13 protein-coding genes are annotated in these 16,942 nt (G+C 68.2%); 7 read left to right on the forward strand and 6 right to left on the reverse strand.

Annotated features, from left to right (window positions below; all coding sequences use genetic code 11):
* Window positions 1-4: 4 nt before the first annotated feature.
* Both IU514_RS03875 and IU514_RS03880 read right to left on the reverse strand, forming a co-directional pair.
* On the reverse strand, window positions 5-2,770 hold the full coding sequence (locus IU514_RS03875) for a TonB-dependent receptor (protein ID WP_194929760.1): 2,766 nt from the start codon (window positions 2,768-2,770) through the stop codon (window positions 5-7).
* Window positions 2,771-2,905: 135 nt separating this feature from the next.
* On the reverse strand, window positions 2,906-3,925 hold the full coding sequence (locus IU514_RS03880) for a glucokinase (protein ID WP_194929761.1): 1,020 nt from the start codon (window positions 3,923-3,925) through the stop codon (window positions 2,906-2,908).
* 390 nt (window positions 3,926-4,315) lie between these two features.
* Between IU514_RS03880 and IU514_RS03885 the strand changes: the two genes are divergently transcribed.
* The 4 genes from IU514_RS03885 (at window position 4,316) to IU514_RS03900 (ending at window position 8,782) form a co-directional block, all read left to right on the forward strand.
* On the forward strand, window positions 4,316-5,611 hold the full coding sequence (locus tag IU514_RS03885; protein WP_194929762.1) for a sugar MFS transporter: 1,296 nt from the start codon (window positions 4,316-4,318) through the stop codon (window positions 5,609-5,611).
* Between the two features lie 126 nt (window positions 5,612-5,737).
* Entirely contained in the window at window positions 5,738-6,772 is a 1,035-nt protein-coding gene (locus IU514_RS03890; RefSeq protein ID WP_194929993.1) for a LacI family DNA-binding transcriptional regulator, read from the forward strand.
* A 169-nt stretch (window positions 6,773-6,941) separates the two neighbouring features.
* A complete protein-coding gene (locus IU514_RS03895; protein ID WP_194929763.1) occupies window positions 6,942-8,282 on the forward strand; it encodes a peptidase MATCAP family protein in 1,341 nt (446 codons plus the stop codon).
* Between the two features lie 128 nt (window positions 8,283-8,410).
* The gene (locus IU514_RS03900) at window positions 8,411-8,782 is read left to right on the forward strand and encodes a cupin domain-containing protein (RefSeq protein ID WP_194929764.1); all 372 of its coding nucleotides are present in this window, start codon (window positions 8,411-8,413) and stop codon (window positions 8,780-8,782) included.
* A 54-nt stretch (window positions 8,783-8,836) separates the two neighbouring features.
* Here IU514_RS03900 and eda read toward each other — a convergent pair whose 3' ends face one another.
* The 4 genes from eda to zwf form a co-directional block, all read right to left on the reverse strand.
* Window positions 8,837-9,463 (reverse strand): bifunctional 4-hydroxy-2-oxoglutarate aldolase/2-dehydro-3-deoxy-phosphogluconate aldolase, encoded by a 627-nt coding sequence (gene eda / locus IU514_RS03905; protein ID WP_194929765.1) that lies wholly within the window; start codon window positions 9,461-9,463, stop codon window positions 8,837-8,839.
* Window positions 9,463-11,289, reverse strand: a complete 1,827-nt coding sequence (edd, locus tag IU514_RS03910) for a phosphogluconate dehydratase (protein ID WP_194929766.1) — start codon at window positions 11,287-11,289, stop codon at window positions 9,463-9,465. Before edd ends, eda begins: the two co-directional genes overlap by 1 nt.
* 165 nt (window positions 11,290-11,454) lie before the next feature.
* The gene (gene pgl, locus IU514_RS03915; RefSeq protein ID WP_228760470.1) at window positions 11,455-12,210 is read right to left on the reverse strand and encodes a 6-phosphogluconolactonase; all 756 of its coding nucleotides are present in this window, start codon (window positions 12,208-12,210) and stop codon (window positions 11,455-11,457) included.
* Window positions 12,194-13,669 (reverse strand): glucose-6-phosphate dehydrogenase, encoded by a 1,476-nt coding sequence (gene zwf / locus IU514_RS03920; protein WP_194929767.1) that lies wholly within the window; start codon window positions 13,667-13,669, stop codon window positions 12,194-12,196. The genes pgl and zwf overlap by 17 nt, the downstream gene beginning before the upstream one ends.
* A 158-nt stretch (window positions 13,670-13,827) precedes the next feature.
* Between zwf and IU514_RS03925 the strand changes: the two genes are divergently transcribed.
* The 3 genes from IU514_RS03925 (at window position 13,828) to nagA (ending at window position 16,882) form a co-directional block, all read left to right on the forward strand.
* Entirely contained in the window at window positions 13,828-14,571 is a 744-nt protein-coding gene (locus IU514_RS03925) for a GntR family transcriptional regulator (RefSeq protein ID WP_194929768.1), read from the forward strand.
* Between the two features lie 111 nt (window positions 14,572-14,682).
* Complete coding sequence (locus tag IU514_RS03930; protein WP_194929769.1) at window positions 14,683-15,717, forward strand: SIS domain-containing protein; 1,035 nt, start codon at window positions 14,683-14,685, stop codon at window positions 15,715-15,717.
* Between the two features lie 16 nt (window positions 15,718-15,733).
* Window positions 15,734-16,882: an N-acetylglucosamine-6-phosphate deacetylase gene (nagA, locus tag IU514_RS03935; protein ID WP_194929770.1), complete on the forward strand. Its 1,149-nt coding sequence runs from the start codon at window positions 15,734-15,736 to the stop codon at window positions 16,880-16,882.
* The last annotated feature ends 60 nt before the right edge of the window (window positions 16,883-16,942 follow it).

The raw sequence follows: 16,942 nt of genomic DNA on the forward strand, positions 1-16,942 counted from the left end.
ATCGTCAGAAATTGAACCGGAAGTTCAGGTAGTACTGGCGGCCGTTCTCGTAGATCGAGCGCGGACGCTCCTTCGACTCGGCGAAGTACTTGGTCTTCGGGTTGTTGAGGTTCATCGCGTCCAGCGTCAACGAGTAGTTGTCGTTGATCTTCCAGCCGAACGATGCCGACACGTTGTCGATGTCGTCCTGCCAGAACGCGGAAGCACGATCCAGGCCGCTGAAGAACTCGGAGCGGTAGGTGTAGTTCACGCGCGCGTTGAACATCTGGTTCTCGAACCACACGCCGACGTTGTAGGTGTTCTCCGAGGTGCCCAGCATCGGCAGGCCGTCGTCGGTGTCGCCTTCAGCGTAGGTGTAGTTGGCGAACGCGCCGAAGTACTCGCCGAAGGTGCCTTCCCACGCCAGCTCGACGCCGTTGACCTCGGCGTGCGAGTTCACCGGCACGACCAGGTCATACGGAACCATCGCGCCCGGAGCCGGGTGCAGCGAGTCGATCGTCAGGTATTCCTGGCGCTCGCGGTCCAGCGACACGTAGTTGTCGATGTCCATGCTGAACACGCCAGCCGAGAACAGCGAGCGCGGTGCGTAGTACCACTCCACCGTCGCATCGAGGTTGGTCGACAGGATCGGCTCGAGGTTCGGGTTGCCGCCGGTGCCGCTGCCGACGCCGTTGACGGTCGCCGGAGGCAGCAGGCTCACCGATCCGGCGAGGGCCGAGAAGTCCGGGCGGGTCAGCGTGCGCGAGGCCGCCAGGCGCAGCACCAGTTCGTCGGTCAGGTCGACCTTCAGGTTGGCGCTGGGCAGGAAGTCGCGGTACGTGTTCTTGGTCAGCACGGTCTTGTACGGACCGAACAGCGAGGTCGTGATCGCGCCCGGATCGGTGGCGCTGGCATTGACGTAGTTGGTGACCTCTTCCTCCGTCTGCACGTAGCGCATGCCGACGTTACCCGTCCACTTCTCGCCCGAGAAGTTCAGCTGCACGTAGCCGGCCGAACTGGTTTCCTCCAGGCCGTACGCACCCGGGAAGAAGAAGCGCGTGACCGGGTTGCGGTTGGTGAAGCGGTTGAAGTCGGCCAGCTGCTCCATCGAGTGGAACCAGATGTTGCGCGGGAAGTTGCCGCCAATGCCGTCGGCGAAGTCGCTCGGATAGTTCTGGAAGCCCTGCGGGAAGTTGGCCGGATCGAACGGCGACTGCGAGCCGGGCGGGCAGGACGGATCGACCTGACCGTTGACGAGGCAGGCCGGGCCCTGGGCGGTGACCTGGTCCAGGTTGCGCTTGTGCTTGGCCTGGCGGACGCCGAACTCAACCGAGTTCAGCAGGCCACCGTCGACGAACCACTGACCGTCGACCTGGCCCCAGTCTTCCTCGTCGACCACGTCGATGTCCTGGAAGCCGAAGATCCAGTCGAGGCGGTAGTCGACATTGGGCGTGCCCGGAACGGAGGTGTTGGCCGAGCCGAGGTTCCAGTCGGCCGCGCCGACGCCGTGCATCGACCAGCCAGCGCCGGTGCCCAGGCCCGTATCCCACTCGGCAACGTCCTGGGTCGGCGTCTTGCCGTGGCCTTCGGAGGTGCCGGCCTGGGCGGTGAAGCGCAGGCTCTCGCTGACATCCCACTTGCCGCCGAGGCTGAAGAACTCGGTGTTCGACTTGGCGCGCGGACGCGAGATTTCGTCGTAGATGCCGTATTGGCGGGTCGGATCGGCGGTGAAGTTGGCCTGCACCAGGGTGTTGTCACGGACCACGTAGCCCGGGTCAGGCGCCTGGCCGGCGCCCTGGCCGAGGATGCGCGCGCCCCACAGCATGTAGTTGCGGTTGTAGTTGTCGGCCTTCATGTCGGAGCGGAAGTAATTCGCTTCCAGCTCGATCGTGTCGGTCGGCTTCCACTGCGCGGTGATCATGCCGCCGGTGCGCTTGCGCTCCTGCTCGAACAGCGCAGAACCGACCAGCGTCGGGTAGAACACGCCGGCGAGGTCCGGGTTGCTGGTGGCGATGGCCGAGCCTGCAGCGATCTGCTCGTAGCCCAGCAGCTCCTGGCCGTCGCGGCGCAGGTGACGCTCTTCGCTGAACGCCTGCACGGTGACGCCGAAGCTGCCGTCGTCGTTCTTCCAGTTGCCCAGAACCGAGATCTGCGGGTCGATCTTGTCCGGCTGCTCGGCGTACACGGCGCCGACCGAGCCGAAGACGCTGAAGCCGGTGTCGAAGTTCAGCGGGTTGCGGGTGACGATGTCGACGCTGCCGACCGCGCCGCCTTCGACCAGCTTGGCCTCGGAAGACTTGCGCACGACGACCTTGTCGACCAGTTCGGCCGGGAGCAGCGAGTAGCTGACGCTGCGGCCGACGGTGCCGGTCTGGTTCAGCACGAACCAGTCGCCGGTGGCGACGTTGTGGCCGTCGATCAGCGTCTGGGTCAGGCTCGGGCTGGTGCCGCGCATGCTGACGCGGTCGTTCTCGTCGAACGCGCCTTCGTTGGCGCTGGCCGCGCTGATGTTGACGCCGGGCACGCGCGCCAGCGAGTCGGCCACGTTCTTGTCCGGCATCTTGCCGATGTCTTCGGACGTGATCACCTCGACGCGGGTCACGTCATCGCGCTTGGTTTCCAGCGATTGCTCGATGGCACCGCGGATGCCCTTCACGACGACGGTGTCGAGGTCCTTGGCCTCCTGCGAGGCCGACGTGGCCGGGGCGGTGGTTTCCTGCGCCGCCGCATTCGCGGCGAAGCCCAGGGCCATCACGATGCTGGCCGACAGTACTGACTTGCGAACTTTCATTGCACTCCCTCCCTCGGGGCTGTTGTTGACGCCGCGCCCGATCTGCGTGGACTTACGGCGCCTTGCTCGCTTTGCCCCGCCGGCGGGTGCCGGTGGGACGGTTTCCTTGTGGACGTCAGGCCGCGTGGGCGGACCTCACGCGCGCTGCTCCGAAACGTTTTCCAGGTACCAGCTGGCGGCGCCGATGACGCCGAGCTGGTCGTTCTCGATCAGGCGCACCGGCACGCGCTCGAGCACGGCGCGCATCGCGCCCTTGTCGAGCAGGCGCGCGTGGAATGCGCTGTGCGGCAGGAAATCCTTCAGCTGCGGCAGGATGCCGCCGGCGATGAACACCGCCTTGGCACTGCTGACCGTGATCAGGTCGCCGATCACGCTGCCCAGCAGAGCGCAGAACGTCAGCACCGCCTCGCGCGCCGGCGCATCGCCGCGACGCGCCGCCTCGGTGATCGCGGCGGGGGCGCGCAGCGACGGCTCGATCCCGTCGAGCGCGCAGATCGCGTCGTAGAGATTGACCAGGCCCGGACCGGACACGAGGTCCTCGGTCGGCACGTGGCTGGCACCGCGCTGCTGCATCCAGCGCAGGATCGCGACTTCGCGAGCGTTGCCCGGCGCGAACGCGGTATGGCCGGCCTCGGTCGGCAGCACCACGGTGCCTCCGCGGTGCGGGATTCGGATCGCGGCGCCGAGCCCGGTGCCCGGACCGACCACCAGCACCGGCCCTGCTGCGGCGTCGCTGATGCCGGGCGTGAGCAGCATCGAATCGACCGGGTCCATGCACTGCGCGGCATGCGCGGCGGCCTGGAAATCGTTGATGAACTGCAGCTCGCTCAGCTGCAGCTCGCTGCGCAGCTGCGACAGCGAGATGCGCCAGGGAAGATTGGAATTGACCACGGCGTCGTCGAGCACGACGCCCGCGCAGGCGATCGCGACGCGGTCGATGCCGGCGCAAGCCGGCTGGCTGGCGATGAAGTCGGCCAGGATCGCGGCCAGGCTCGGGTAGTCGGCGCAGACGTACTTGCGGTGGGCGAGCACGGACACGGCGCGCTCGCCGCTGCCGCCGGCGCGGACCAGGCCCACCCGCGTGTGGGTGCCGCCGACATCGGCAGCGATGAAGCGCGACTCGGGACGAACGAAGGAATGGACCACGGCGCTCACCGGGACCACCGGAAGGCGCGCGAGTGCGCGCGGGCCGGACGACGGTCTCGTTTTGGCGCGGTGTTCGAATCCCACTGCATTGCTCCCTCCCTTCGACCGGCTCCCCGCCAGCCGCGCCGAGATTGCGACTGGCCTGACAACGTTGTCAACTGCCGCCTATCGGTTTTTTAACAAACCCCATGAATCGGCTTTTTGCAGGCGTTTTCTTGCCGCAGCGCAGCATGGACGGCGCGCGCCTGTGTGCGCTGGCCCGGGCTTTTCGACTTGGCGTATGGCTTGCCAGACAAACTTGTGCCAACGTTGGGCCAAAGGGGCTGTCCTGCGAGTCAATCGCGGGCCCCGACGCGGCGGGGCGCTCCCCGCCTTCCTTGGGAGGGGAGTCTCAACGCAATGTCCACGTCCACCACGCCGCGCCAGTACGGCTCAATCGCCATCGTCGGCGCGCTGTTCTTCATCTTCGGCTTCGTCACCTGGCTCAACGGCCCGCTGATCTCGTTCGCCAAGCTCGCCTTCAACGTCAGCGAATCGCTGGCGTTCCTGATCCCGAGCGCGTTCTACATCTCGTATTTCTTCCTGGCCCTGCCCTCGTCCTTCATCCTCAAGAAGACCGGCATGAAGAAGGGCATGGCGCTGGGCCTGTTCCTGATGGCGGTGGGCGCGGTGGTGTTCGGCCAGTACACGACGCAGCGCGTCTACGGCGGCGCCGTCGGCGGCATCTTCGTGATCGGCGCGGGCCTGGCGATCCTGCAGACGGCATCGAACCCGTACATCAGCATCCTCGGCCCGATCGAGGGCGCCGCGCAGCGCATCGCGCTGATGGGCATCTGCAACAAGGTCGCCGGCATCCTCGCGCCGCTGGTCATCGGCACGCTGGTGATGCACGGCATGGGCGATCTCGCCACGCAAGTAGCGGGCGCCGATGCGGCGACCAAGGAGCAGCTGCTCAACGAGTTCGCCTCGCGTATCCACGATCCCTACATGATCATGGCCGGCCTGCTGGCGCTGCTGGCAGTGGGCATCGTGTTCTCGCCCCTTCCCGAAATCCGCGCCGAGGACGTCAACACCGAGCGCGACGCGAGCGGCAAGACCAGCATCTTCCAGTTCCCGCACGTGTGGCTGGGCGCGCTGTGCATCTTCACCTACGTCGGCGTGGAAGTGATGGCCGGCGATGCGATCGGCACCTACGGCCAGGGCTTCGGCCTGCCGCTGGACAGCACCAAGTTCTTCACCTCCTTCACCCTGGGCGGCATGCTGTTGGGCTACGTCGTCGGCCTCATCGCGATCCCGCGCTTCATCTCGCAGGAGCGTTACCTGAGCTTGTCGGCGGTACTGGGCATACTGCTGGCGGTCGGCGCGTTCCTCACCAAGGGTTATGTGTCTGTGGGCTTCGTCGCCGCGCTCGGCTTCGCCAACGCGATGATGTGGCCGGCGATCTTCCCGCTCGCGATCCAGGGCCTTGGCCGCTTCACCGAGTACGGCTCGGCACTGCTGATCATGGGCATCGCCGGCGGCGCGGTGATCCCGCAGCTGTTCGTGCACCTGAAGCAGCAGCACGATTTCCAGCTGGTGTTCGTGCTGCTGATGGTGCCCTGCTACCTCTACATCCTGTACTTCGCGCTGCGTGGCCACAGCGTCGGCCACGGCGCCGCGGTGGCCAGCACGAAGACGGCGTCGCAGCACGGTTGATGAACGCTACGCCTGCGCATGTTTCCCATCGCAGGCGCTGCTCGGTAGGCTAGCCGGCCGCCGCCGCGTCCCGCATGCGGCGGCAAGGCGGCGATTGGCATGTCGACTACATTCGAGAAGGCACTGGTGCGCAGACCCACGATCAAAGACGTTGCCGAGCGCGCCGAGGTGTCGCTGAAGACTGTCTCGCGCGTCATCAACGACGAGCCCGGGGTGCAGTCGCGCACGCGCGAGCGCGTGCAGCAGGCGATCGCCGAACTCGGCTACCAGCCCGATCCGTCGGCGCGCAGCCTGCGCAGCGCGCAGCCGTACGCGCTCGGCCTGGTCTACGACAACCCGAATCCCTATTACGTGATCGCGGTGCAGGCCGGCGTGCTGTCGGTGTGCCGCGAGACCGGATATGGCTTGCAGATCCATCCCTGCGATTCGTCGTCGAAGAAGCTCGCCGCGGAGCTGATCGAGCTGGTGCAGCGTTCGCGCCTGGCCGGCCTGGTGCTGGCTCCGCCGATGTCGGAGCGCAACGAACTGATCACGCAACTGGTCGCGCACGGCATCCGCCTGGTACGGATCGTCTCGTCGGCAGCGGACCCGCAGGACGGCAGCGCCTGCGTCTACGTCGACGACCGCGATGCCGCCTACGAGATCACCGAACACCTGATCCAGCTGGGCCACAGCCGCATCGGATTCCTGTGGGGCGGCAAGTCGCACGGTTCCTCGTGGGAACGCTACAAGGGTTACGAGGATGCGCTGCGCGAGTACGGCATCCAGCTCGACCCGGCGCTGGTGGTGGAAGGCGACTACTCCTTCGACGACGGCTTCCGCGGCGCGCGCCGCCTGCTCGCACTGCCGGACCGGCCGACCGCGATCTTCGGCAGCAACGACGAGATCGCCGCCGGCGTGCTCGCGGCGGCCAAGTCCAGCGGCATGAACGTCCCCTACGACCTGTCGATCGCCGGTTTCGAAGACAGCCCGTTCTCGAAGCAGAGCTGGCCGGCGCTGACCACCGCCAAGCAGGCCACCGAGGAAATCGCCCGCCACGCCGCGCGCCGGCTGCTGCGCGAGATCCGCGAGCAGGAGCCGCACCCGGCACAGCCCAACGAGGGCTTCAGCCCCGAGCTGGTCGTACGCGGCTCGACCGCGCCACCGCGCCCGAAGGCCTGACCGCACCGCGAGCGGGGCCTCTGGCTCCGCCTGCCTTCATCACCTGCCTTTATCGCGCTCCAGCGCAGGGTGTCGGCGCGACGGCCGCAACGGCTCGCGCCAGCGCCGTGCACGCGTACGCCCCTGAGGGCGGCGACGCGACCTCCGGCGCGGGCGGGGAGAGAGCGACATGGCGGCAGTGACCGGCGCGGACAGCACGCCTGATGAGGGCACACCCACCCCGCTCGACGCCCGGCTGATCGCCCTGCTCGAACGCGACCGCGAACTGGTCGCGATTGGACGCAAGATCAAGGTGCTGAAGGCGATCGACTGGCCGGTCGAGTTGGAGGAGCGCTTCCTCGATTCCTGGCGCCGTGGCCAGCCGCAGCTGCCGGAGCCGCCGCTGCGCCCGCAGCCGTTGCAGGAGGAGATCGCCGCACTCGACGACCTGATGACGCGCATCGACCGCGGCCATCCGATTGGACACTGGTTGCACAAGACCGCGTGGAGCTATGCGGTCGCCGCGCGAATGCTGGCCGGGATCGGCACGCCCGAGTTCACGCGCTGCTCGGCGTTGCTCTACGGGCGCCCGGATTTCCGCTACCGCAGCCAGGAGCTCACCAACGCCGACTCCGCCCAGGAGATGCTGGAGATTACCGACGATCTGATCGAATCCGACCGGCTGGCGCCGGTGCCGTTCGACATCCCCGCCGACGTCTTCGCGCAGCGTCTGCGCGAGCGGATCGGGCCGTTCTTCTGCCACGACGACGTCCAGGTCGCACTCGACCCGAACCTGTCGTCGAAGGCAACCGCCGGCAGCAAGTGCGTCAAGCTGCGCGCCACCGCGATGTTTTCCGAGCGCGATCTGGAACAGCTGACGCAGCACGAGGCCTTCATCCACACGCTGACGGTGCTCAACGGAAAGCACCAGCCACACCTGCGCTCGCTCGGCACCGGCGCGCCGCGCACCACGCGCACGCAGGAGGGGCTCGCGACCTTCTCGGAGATCATCACTGGCGCGATCGACATCGCGCGGCTACGCCGCGTCGCGCTGCGCGTGGTGATGGTCAAGCGCGCACTCGAGGGCGCGGATTTCATCGAGGTGTTCCGCGGCTTCCTCGACGCCGGGCAGAGCGAGATCGAGAGCTACCGCAGTGCCGCGCGCGTGTTCCGTGGCGGCGACGTGCGCGGGAAGGTCTGCTTCACCAAGGACGGCGCCTACCTCGAAGGCGTGATGGCGGTGCACGTCTTCATCCGCAAGGCGCTGCAGGAGGGACGCGGCGAGCTGCTCGGCATGCTGTTCTGCGGACGGGTGACCACGGCGGACGTGATCACGCTGGCGCCGTACCGCGACAGCGGACTGATCGCGCGCCCGGTCTACCTGCCGCCGTGGGCGAAAGACCCGCAGCGCGTACTGGCCACGATGGCGTTCTCCTCCGCCACCCAGCGGCTGCGCCTGGACACGTTCGAACTGCAACGCTTCGTCGATTTCGAGGACGAGGTCATCGCCGAGTCGGGCATCGGCGGCTGACGACCCACAGGGCACGCTGCCCGGCTTCTGGCCCCGGACAGTGCGGTCTACGAGGCCAGGCCACCCGGCCCGCGATCGCGTGCCGGTTCGATGCACGCGTCCACCGCGGACGCATTGGAGAATCCGTCATGAAACCCGTACTGGCCATCGTCGCGGCAGGCGTCGTCGCCTGCGCATTCGCAGTTCCGGCCGCCGCCCAGGACCTGGCCAAGACCGCCGGCAAGGACGCCAAAGTCGTGCTCGACAACACGCGGGTTCGCGTGATCGAACTGAACATGGCGCCCGGCGACAGGACCGGAATGCATTCGCACGGCGACAACATCGTCGTCTTCGTCAGCGGCGGCGAAGCCGAGCAGACGATGGCCGACGGCACCACCAAGGCGATGAGCCGCAAGCCTGGCGAAGTGGTCTGGAGCGGACCGGTCACGCACGACACCCTCAACAAGGGCAAGACTCCGGTGCGCACGCTCGTGATCGAGCTGAAGGACAACGGCAAGTAACGCCGGACATTCGCGCGCGAACTCCGGCGCGCGCGGCCCCCGCGAACAGGGTCTTCAGGCGCGCAGCAGTGTGGCAGCGCGCGCCAGGGCTTCGATCGCGCCCCATTCCTCCGTCGCCACCAGGCGCGAAGGCGTCAGCCACGAACCACCGACACAGGCCACGTTGGGCGTGTCCAGGTAGTCGCGCGCGTTGTGCGTGCCGATGCCGCCGGTCGCGCAGAAGCGGATGTCCGGCAGCGGTCCGTGCAGCGAGCGCAGTGCGGCGGCGCCGCCCGCGGCCTCGGCGGGGAAGAACTTCTGGTATTCGAAGCCGTGCTCGGCCAGCGTCATCGCCTCGGTGGCAGTGGCGGCACCGGGCAGCCACGGCAACGGGGAATCCTTCGCCGCGGCGATCAGTGACGGCGTCGAGCCCGGCGAGATCGCGAAGCGCGCGCCGGCCTGCATCGCGTCGGCCAGGTCCTGCGGCTTGCGCACCGTGCCGACGCCGACGATCGCGCCTTCGACTTCAGCGGCGATCGCGCGCACCGCATCGAGCGCCGCGCGCGTACGCAGCGTGACCTCGATCGCCGGGAGCCCGCCGGCGACCAGCGCGCGCGCCAGCGCCACCGCATGTTTCGCATCCTCGATCACCACCACCGGCATCACCGGCGCGGCGTGCAGCACGGATTCCAGCAATCCCATCAGACGCCTCCCATGAAAATGCCGCCGCCGGCTTCGGCGGTGGCTGCGGTGTTCCGGAACACCTCGAACAGTTCCCGGCCCATGCCGACATGGCTGGCCGAGCGATCGATGACGGCGGTCTCGCGCGCCTTCCATTCGGCGTCCGGAACGAGCACATCGAGGGTGCCGGCGCGTGCATCGACGCGGACGACATCGCCATCGCGCAGCCTGGCGATGGCGCCGCCGGCGGCGGCTTCGGGACTGACATGGATCGCCGCCGGCACCTGCCCGGACGCACCGGACATGCGGCCATCGGTGACCAGCGCGACGCGATGACCGCGCTTCTGCAGGACCGACAGCGTCGGCGTCAGCTGGTGCAGTTCCGGCATGCCATTGGCACGCGGCCCCTGGAAACGCACGACGACGACCACGTCGCGGTCAAGCTCGCCACGCTCGAAGGCTTTCTTCACGTCCTGCTGCTCGGTGAAAACGCGGCACGGCGCTTCGATGACGAAGCGGTCCTCGGGCACGGCGGAGACCTTGATCGCCGCCGTGCCGAGCGGGCCGCGCAGCACGCGCAGTCCGCCATCGGCACGGAACGGGTCGGCGACCGGACGCAGGACCGAGGGATCGCCACTGCGCCCGGCCGCCGGCACGTATTCGATTTCGCGCTCATCGTTGACGCGCGCTTCCACGCGGTAACGCGCCAGTCCGTGACCGGCGATGGTTTCGACGTCACCGTGCAGCAGGCCGGCATCGAGCAGTTCGGCGATCAGGAAACCGAGGCCGCCGGCGGCGTGGAAGTGGTTCACGTCGGCGCTGCCATTGGGATACACGCGAGCCAGCAGCGGCACCACCGAGGACAGATCGTCGAAATCCTCCAGGCGCAGGTCGATGCCGGCGGCCGCCGCGATCGCGATGAGATGCAGCAGGTGGTTGGTGGAACCACCGGTTGCATGCAGGCCGACCACGCCGTTGACGATGGCGCGCTCGTCGATGATGCGTCCGACCGGACGGTAGTCGTCGCCGAGAGCCGTGATCGCGGCGGCGCGCTTGGCCGCCTGTGCGGTCAAGGCGTCGCGCAGCACCGTATCCGGGTTGACGAAGCTCGCACCCGGCAGGTGCAGGCCCATCAGCTCCATCAGCATCTGGTTGGAGTTGGCGGTGCCGTAGAACGTGCAGGTGCCGGGGCCGTGGTAACTCTGTGCTTCGGCTTCCAGAAGTTCCTCGCGCGTCGCCTTGCCCTCGGCGTAACGCTGACGCACGCGCGACTTCTCGTCGTTGGGCAGGCCCGAGGTCATCGGCCCTGCGGGCACGAAGATCGCGGGCAGATGACCAAAGCTCAGCGCGCCGATCAGCAGGCCCGGCACGATCTTGTCGCACACGCCCAGGTACAGCGCGGCGTCGAACATGTCGTGCGACAGCGCGACCGCGGTCGACAGCGCGATCACCTCGCGCGAGAACAGCGACAGCTCCATGCCGCTGCGGCCCTGGGTGACGCCGTCGCACATCGCCGGTACGCCGCCGGCGACCTGCGCGGTGGCGCCGACGCTGCGCGCGGCGTTCTTCAGCAGGAAGGGAAAGCGCTCCAGCGGCTGGTGCGCCGAGAGCATGTCGTTGTAGGCGTTGACGATGCCGAGGTTGGGCGCGACGCCGTCGCGCAATGCGGACTTGTCGCTGGCGGAACACGCGGCGAAACCGTGCGCGAGGTTGCCGCACGACAGCGTGGCGCGATGCGGCCCGCGCCCCGCGGCGGCCTCGATGCGCGCCAGGTAGGCGGCGCGCCGCTCGCGGCTGCGCTCGCGGATGCGGTCGGTGACGTTGGCGATGGTGGGATGCAGGGTCATGACTTGGTCAGCGTGTTGAAGCAGACGACCCGGATGTTTCACCGTTCGTCCTGAGCGTAGGCCGAAGGCCGGAGTCGAAGGATGAGCGGGTCGGAGACGCTGCCGCGCATACGTCCTTCGACTCCGCTTCGCTACGCTCAGGACGAACGGTGATGGGCATTGAGGTTACGGACTCCAGTACAGCGACGGCGTGACCGGCGCGCCGGCCAGCACCGAGCGGATCGGCAACGTCGAGCGCGGATCGCGCGCGGCGTTTTCGAGCACTGCGCGTTTTTTCGCACCTTCGATGTGCAGATACAGGGATGGGGCCGTGAAGATCGCGCTCAACGTCAGCGTGATCCGCGGTTCAGGTGCGGAAGCGCTGCGTATCGCCAGCACCGGCGCACGGCCGCTGGACTGCAATCCGATGTCGCGGCGTGCGAGATCGGGGAACAAGGAAGCGACGTGGCCGTCTTCGCCCATGCCGAGCACGGCCACATCGAGCGGCAAGCCTTCGTTCGCGACCTGGGTCAGCACCGGGAGGAGTGCCGACTCCGGGGTCGGCGCCGGGCGCCGCAAGGGAAGTAGTTGCGCCTTCGCGGCGGCGCCCTGGAACAGCGTTTCGCGCAGCAGGCGCTCGTTCGAGCGCGGATGGTCCGGCGCGACCCAGCGGTCGTCGACCGGTACGACGGTGACATGCGCCCAGTCGAGCGTCTGCTTCGACAGTTCGCACAGGAATGCACGCGGCGTGCTGCCGCCCGACACCGCCAGCCGCGCTTTGCCGCGCCGCGCGATCGCGCCGCGCAGGTCGGCCGCCACCGCTTTCGCCAATGCCGTCGCGAGCGATGCGCCGTCGTCGAAGACGTGTTCGCTCAACGGCAAGGGATCGGGTGTCAGCACGGTCAATCGTTCCGCCACTGCAGCCTTAGACGGCATCCTCATGCCAGGTCCTCCCATCGCGTTCGATCAGGGCGACGGCAGCACTGGGTCCCCAGCTGCCGGCGGTATAGGGCTTGGGTGCATCCGAACTGGCTTCCCATGCGTCGCGGATCGGGTCGATCCAGTTCCATGCCGCCTCGACCTCGTCGCGGCGCATGAACAGCATCGGATTGCCGCGCACGACGTCCATCAGCAGCCGCTCGTACGCTTCCGGCTGACGGCCGCCGAAGGTCTCGGCGAAGCTCAGGTCCATCGCGACCTTGCGCAGACGCAGGCCGCCCGGACCCGGCACCTTGTTCATCAGCCACAGCTTCACGCCTTCGTCGGGCTGCAGCCGGATGACGAGCTGGTTCGGCGTAATCGGTTCGGCCAGTTCGCCGAAGATCGAATGCGGCACCTGGCGGAAGGTCACGACGATTTCCGACATGCGCTCGGCCAGTCGCTTGCCGGTGCGCAGGTAGAACGGCACGCCGGCCCAGCGCCAGTTGCGCACTTCAGCCTTCAGCGCGACGAAGGTTTCGGTACGCGAGTCGTCGCGGCCGAGTTCGTCCAGGTAGCCCGGCACCGGGCGCCCCTCGACGGCGCCGGCGCGGTACTGACCGCGCACGGTCAGCTGGGACGTCGCGCCATTCTCGATCGGGCGCAGCGCGCGCAGCACCTTGAGCTTTTCGTCGCGGATCGCATCGGCGGCCAGCGAGCTCGGTGGCTCCATCGCCACCAGACACAGCAGCTGCAGCAGGTGGTTCTGCACCATGTCGCGCAGCGCACCTGACTTGTCGTAGTAGCTGGCGCGGCGCTCCAGGCCGACCGTCTCGGCCGCGGTGATCTGTACGTGGTCGATGTGCTCGGCCTTCCACAGCGGCTCGAACAGCGCGTTGCCGAAGCGCAGCGCGATCAGGTTCTGCACCGTTTCCTTACCGAGGTAATGGTCGATGCGGTAGATCTGCGCTTCGTCGAAGACCTTGCCGAGCGCATCGTTGATCGCGACCGCGCTGGCGCCGTCGTGGCCGAGCGGTTTCTCGACGACGACGCGGGTGTTCGGGCCGGTCAGGCCGTGCGCCTGCAGGCGCGCGCCGACGCTGCCGAACAGGTCCGGGCCGACCGCCAGGTAGAAGACGCGCACACGACTTTCGTCGGCCAGTTCCGCCGCCAGCCCGGCCCAGCCGGTGTCGGCGCTCAGGTCGATGCGGCGGTAGAAGACCATTTCGAGGAACGGCTCGAGTGCACCGGGCGCGCGCGGGTCGTCGGCCAGGCTCTTCTGCAGGGCCTCGCGGACCTTGTTCCGGTAGGCCTCGTCGCTCTGTTCGTCGCGGGCCAGGCCGTAGATGCGGGTGCCGGCGACGATCTGGCCGTCGACGTAGCGGTGGAACAGGGCCGGCAGCAACTTGCGCAGCGAGAGGTCGCCGGTGCCGCCGAAGATGATCAGGTCGAAGGGCGCCATCGGCGCGATGGAGGCTGTCACGGGGCTCTCCGGGGAGGCATGGGGGTTAAGACCAGAACCATACCAGTGACGATACCAGTGCGAGTCCAGCACCGCAAACCCCTGCCGGCATTGACGTCCATGAATACGTATTCTGGTCTTACTTGCCGCTATTGGTATCTCACTGGTATCTTTCCAGCATGGAGACCTACCTGGTCAATGAGTTCCACCGGCAGTCGGCGGCGCGGCGCGCCCCGGCCTACCAGCACCTGCGCCGGACCCTGCAGCACGCGATCGAAAACGGCGAACTGACGCCCGGCCAGGCCCTGCCCGGCGAGCGCGAAATGGCCAAGCTGCTCGACCTGTCGCGGGTGACCGTGCGCAATGCCATCGCCGGCCTGGTCGGCGACGGCTTGCTGGTGCAGCGCCAGGGCGCCGGCACCTTCGTCGCGGAGCGCATCGTCAAGTCGTTCTCCAAGCTCACCAGCTTCACCGACGACCTGCGCGCACGTGGCCTGGATCCGCGCTCGACCTTCCTCGAACGCGGCGTCGGTGAGGTCACGCCCGACGAGGCGATGGCGTTGAACCTGTCGCCCGGCGCGCAGGTCGTGCGCTACTACCGCCTGCGCATCGCAGGCGACATGGCGCTGGCGTTGGAGCGCACCGTGGTGCCGCAGTCGGTGCTGCCCGACCCCAACCTGGTCGAGAACTCGCTGTACGAAACCTTCTCCAAGCTCGGCCTGCGCCCGGCGCGCGCCCTGCAGCGCCTGCGCGCGATCGCGTTCGACGCCGAACAGGCCCGGCTTATGAACCTGCCCGAAGGCAGCCCGGGACTGTTCATCGAACGCCGCACCTTCCTCGAGGACGGTCGCGTCGTCGAGTACACGCGCTCCTTCTATCGCGGCGACGCTTACGACTTCGTCGCCGAACTGCAGACCGAATGACCTTGCGAACGGACTCTCCACCCCCCTTTCCCGGCGCAAGCCGGGATCCTTTTTTCCCGGCTGGTCCGCTCCACGACACGACGAACGGCCCCGCGCTCCTGAGATGACCCGATGATCGATCCCACCTCGACGAAGATGCATGCCGAAGCGCGCGAGACCGGCGACGCCGTCGCCCGCCAGTACGCCGCCAATGCCGATGTGATCGATGCGCTGGTCGCACGCCTGAAGCAGCAGCCGCCGCGATTCATCGTCACCTGCGCGCGCGGCAGCTCCGACCATGCCGCCACCTACGGCAAGTACCTGTTCGAGACGACGCTCGGCCTAGTCACGGCGTCCGCGTCGCCGTCGGTGGGCTCGGTGTACGCCGTGCAGCCGAAACTCGATGGCGCACTGTTCGTGGCCATTTCGCAGTCGGGCAAGAGCCCGGACCTGGTGCGCAATGCCGAGATCGCCAAGGCCGCCGGCGCGCTGGTCGTGGCGATGGTCAACGTCGCCGACTCGCCGCTCGCGCAGATCGCCGACACGGTGATCCCGCTGCACGCCGGCCCGGAAAAGAGCGTCGCCGCGACCAAGAGCTACCTGTGCTCGCTGGCTGCGCTGCTGCAACTGACCGCACGCTGGAGCGGCGATGCCGCATTGCTGTCGGCGACGCAGACGCTGCCGGACGCACTGCGCGAAGCGGCGCAGCAGGACTGGTCGGCGCTGGTCGACGGCCTGAAGAATGCGCACAACCTGTTCGTGATCGGCCGCGGCCTCGGCCTCGGTGCGGCGCAGGAAGCGGCATTGAAGTTCAAGGAAACCTGCGGCCTGCACGCCGAGGCGTTCTCGTCTGCCGAGGTGAAGCACGGCCCGATGGCGATCGTCGGCCCCGGCTTCCCGGTGCTGGCGTTCGCCCAGGACGACGACACCGGCGCCGGCACGGCCGCGGTCGCCGAGGAGTTCCACAAGCGCGGTGCGCCGGTCTGGCTGGCTCGGCCGGGCGCAACAGGCGAAGGCGTGCTGCCGCTGCCGGCGTCACCGCATCCGGCCTGCACGCCGCTACTGACCGTGCAGGCGTTCTACGGCGCGGTGAACGCGCTGGCGGTCGCGCGCGGCCACAACCCGGACGTGCCCCCGCATCTCAACAAGGTCACCGAAACGGTCTGACGCCGCGGAGGACACGATGACCCGCACACTCGCCTTCCATAACGGCCCCGTGCTCACCGAGCGCGGCTTCGAGTACGACCTGTCGGTGCTCGTCGAGGATGGCCACATCGTCGCCGTCGTGCCGGGTGAACCGCCGAAGGGCTGCGAGTCCATAGACCTGCAGGGGCGCTACCTGGTGCCGGGTTTCATCGACACGCAGGTCAACGGCGGCGGCGACGTGCTGTTCAACGACGAGCCCACGGTCGATGGCCTGCGCCGGATCGCCCAGGCCCATCGCAAATACGGCACCACGGGCCTGATGCCGACCCTGATCAGCGACGACGTCGCGGTGATGTGCCGCGCGATCGCCGCCACGCGCGAGGCGATCGCACAGGGCGTGCCGGGCATCCTCGGCATCCACCTGGAAGGCCCGTACCTCAACGCCGCGCGCAAGGGCGTGCACGACCCGAGCAAGTTCCACACGCCCGATGGCGGCGAGCTCGACATGGTCACCGCGCTCGGCCGCGATGGCGTGACGATGCTGACGCTGGCGCCGGAACGTTTCGAGGAAGCAACGCTGCGAGAGTTGACGAAGCGCGGCGTGATCCTCGCCGCCGGCCATACCGCCGCCAGCTACGAGCAGCTGCGCGACGGCTTTGCCGCCGGCATCCGTGGCGTCACCCATCTGTTCAATGCGATGACGCCGATGGGCAGCCGCGAACCCGGCGCGGTCGGCGCGGCGCTGGAGAATCCGGATGCCTGGTGCGGCCTGATCGTCGACGGCTACCACGTCCACGACGCGACGTTGCGCGTGGCGATCGCCGCGCGGCCGCGCGGCAAGATGATGCTGGTCACCGACGCGATGCCGCCGGTGGGCGGCGAACGCGAGAGCTTCGAGCTGTACGGCGTGCCGATGATCTGCCGCGATGGCCAGTGCACCACCGCTGACGGCACGCTCGCCGGCTCGGCGCTGGACATGGCCTCGGCGGTGCGCAACACCGTGCAGCGCCTCGGCCTGCCGCTGGAGGAGGCCTGCCGCATGGCCTCGACCTACCCCGCCGACTTCCTCGGCCTGGGCAGCGAACTGGGCCGCATCGCCCCGGGCTGCCGCGCCGACCTGGTGATGCTGGACGACACCCTGCAGGTGCAGGGCAGCTGGATCGCGGGGGAAGGCCCCGCCGCCTGACCGCCAGACAGGCCTGAACAGGGCATCGCGATGCCCGTCTGAACCAGCCGGACAGGTTGG

It is taken from the genome of Lysobacter niastensis (assembly GCF_015453285.1).
GTDB lineage: Bacteria > Pseudomonadota > Gammaproteobacteria > Xanthomonadales > Xanthomonadaceae > Lysobacter_J > Lysobacter_J niastensis.

Bases quoted from the DNA above. Each gene is read 5' to 3' on its own strand.
- IU514_RS03885 (WP_194929762.1), top strand. From the start codon at position 4,316: ATGTCCACGTCCACCACGCCGCGCCAGTACGGCTCAATCGCCATCGTC.
- nagA (WP_194929770.1), top strand. From the start codon at position 15,734: ATGACCCGCACACTCGCCTTCCATAACGGCCCCGTGCTCACCGAGCGC.
- pgl (WP_228760470.1), bottom strand. From the start codon at position 12,210: ATGAGGATGCCGTCTAAGGCTGCAGTGGCGGAACGATTGACCGTGCTG.
- IU514_RS03925 (WP_194929768.1), top strand. From the start codon at position 13,828: ATGGAGACCTACCTGGTCAATGAGTTCCACCGGCAGTCGGCGGCGCGG.
- IU514_RS03895 (WP_194929763.1), top strand. From the start codon at position 6,942: ATGGCGGCAGTGACCGGCGCGGACAGCACGCCTGATGAGGGCACACCC.
- IU514_RS03875 (WP_194929760.1), bottom strand. From the start codon at position 2,770: ATGAAAGTTCGCAAGTCAGTACTGTCGGCCAGCATCGTGATGGCCCTG.
- IU514_RS03900 (WP_194929764.1), top strand. From the start codon at position 8,411: ATGAAACCCGTACTGGCCATCGTCGCGGCAGGCGTCGTCGCCTGCGCA.
- IU514_RS03930 (WP_194929769.1), top strand. From the start codon at position 14,683: ATGATCGATCCCACCTCGACGAAGATGCATGCCGAAGCGCGCGAGACC.
- edd (WP_194929766.1), bottom strand. From the start codon at position 11,289: ATGACCCTGCATCCCACCATCGCCAACGTCACCGACCGCATCCGCGAG.
- eda (WP_194929765.1), bottom strand. From the start codon at position 9,463: ATGGGATTGCTGGAATCCGTGCTGCACGCCGCGCCGGTGATGCCGGTG.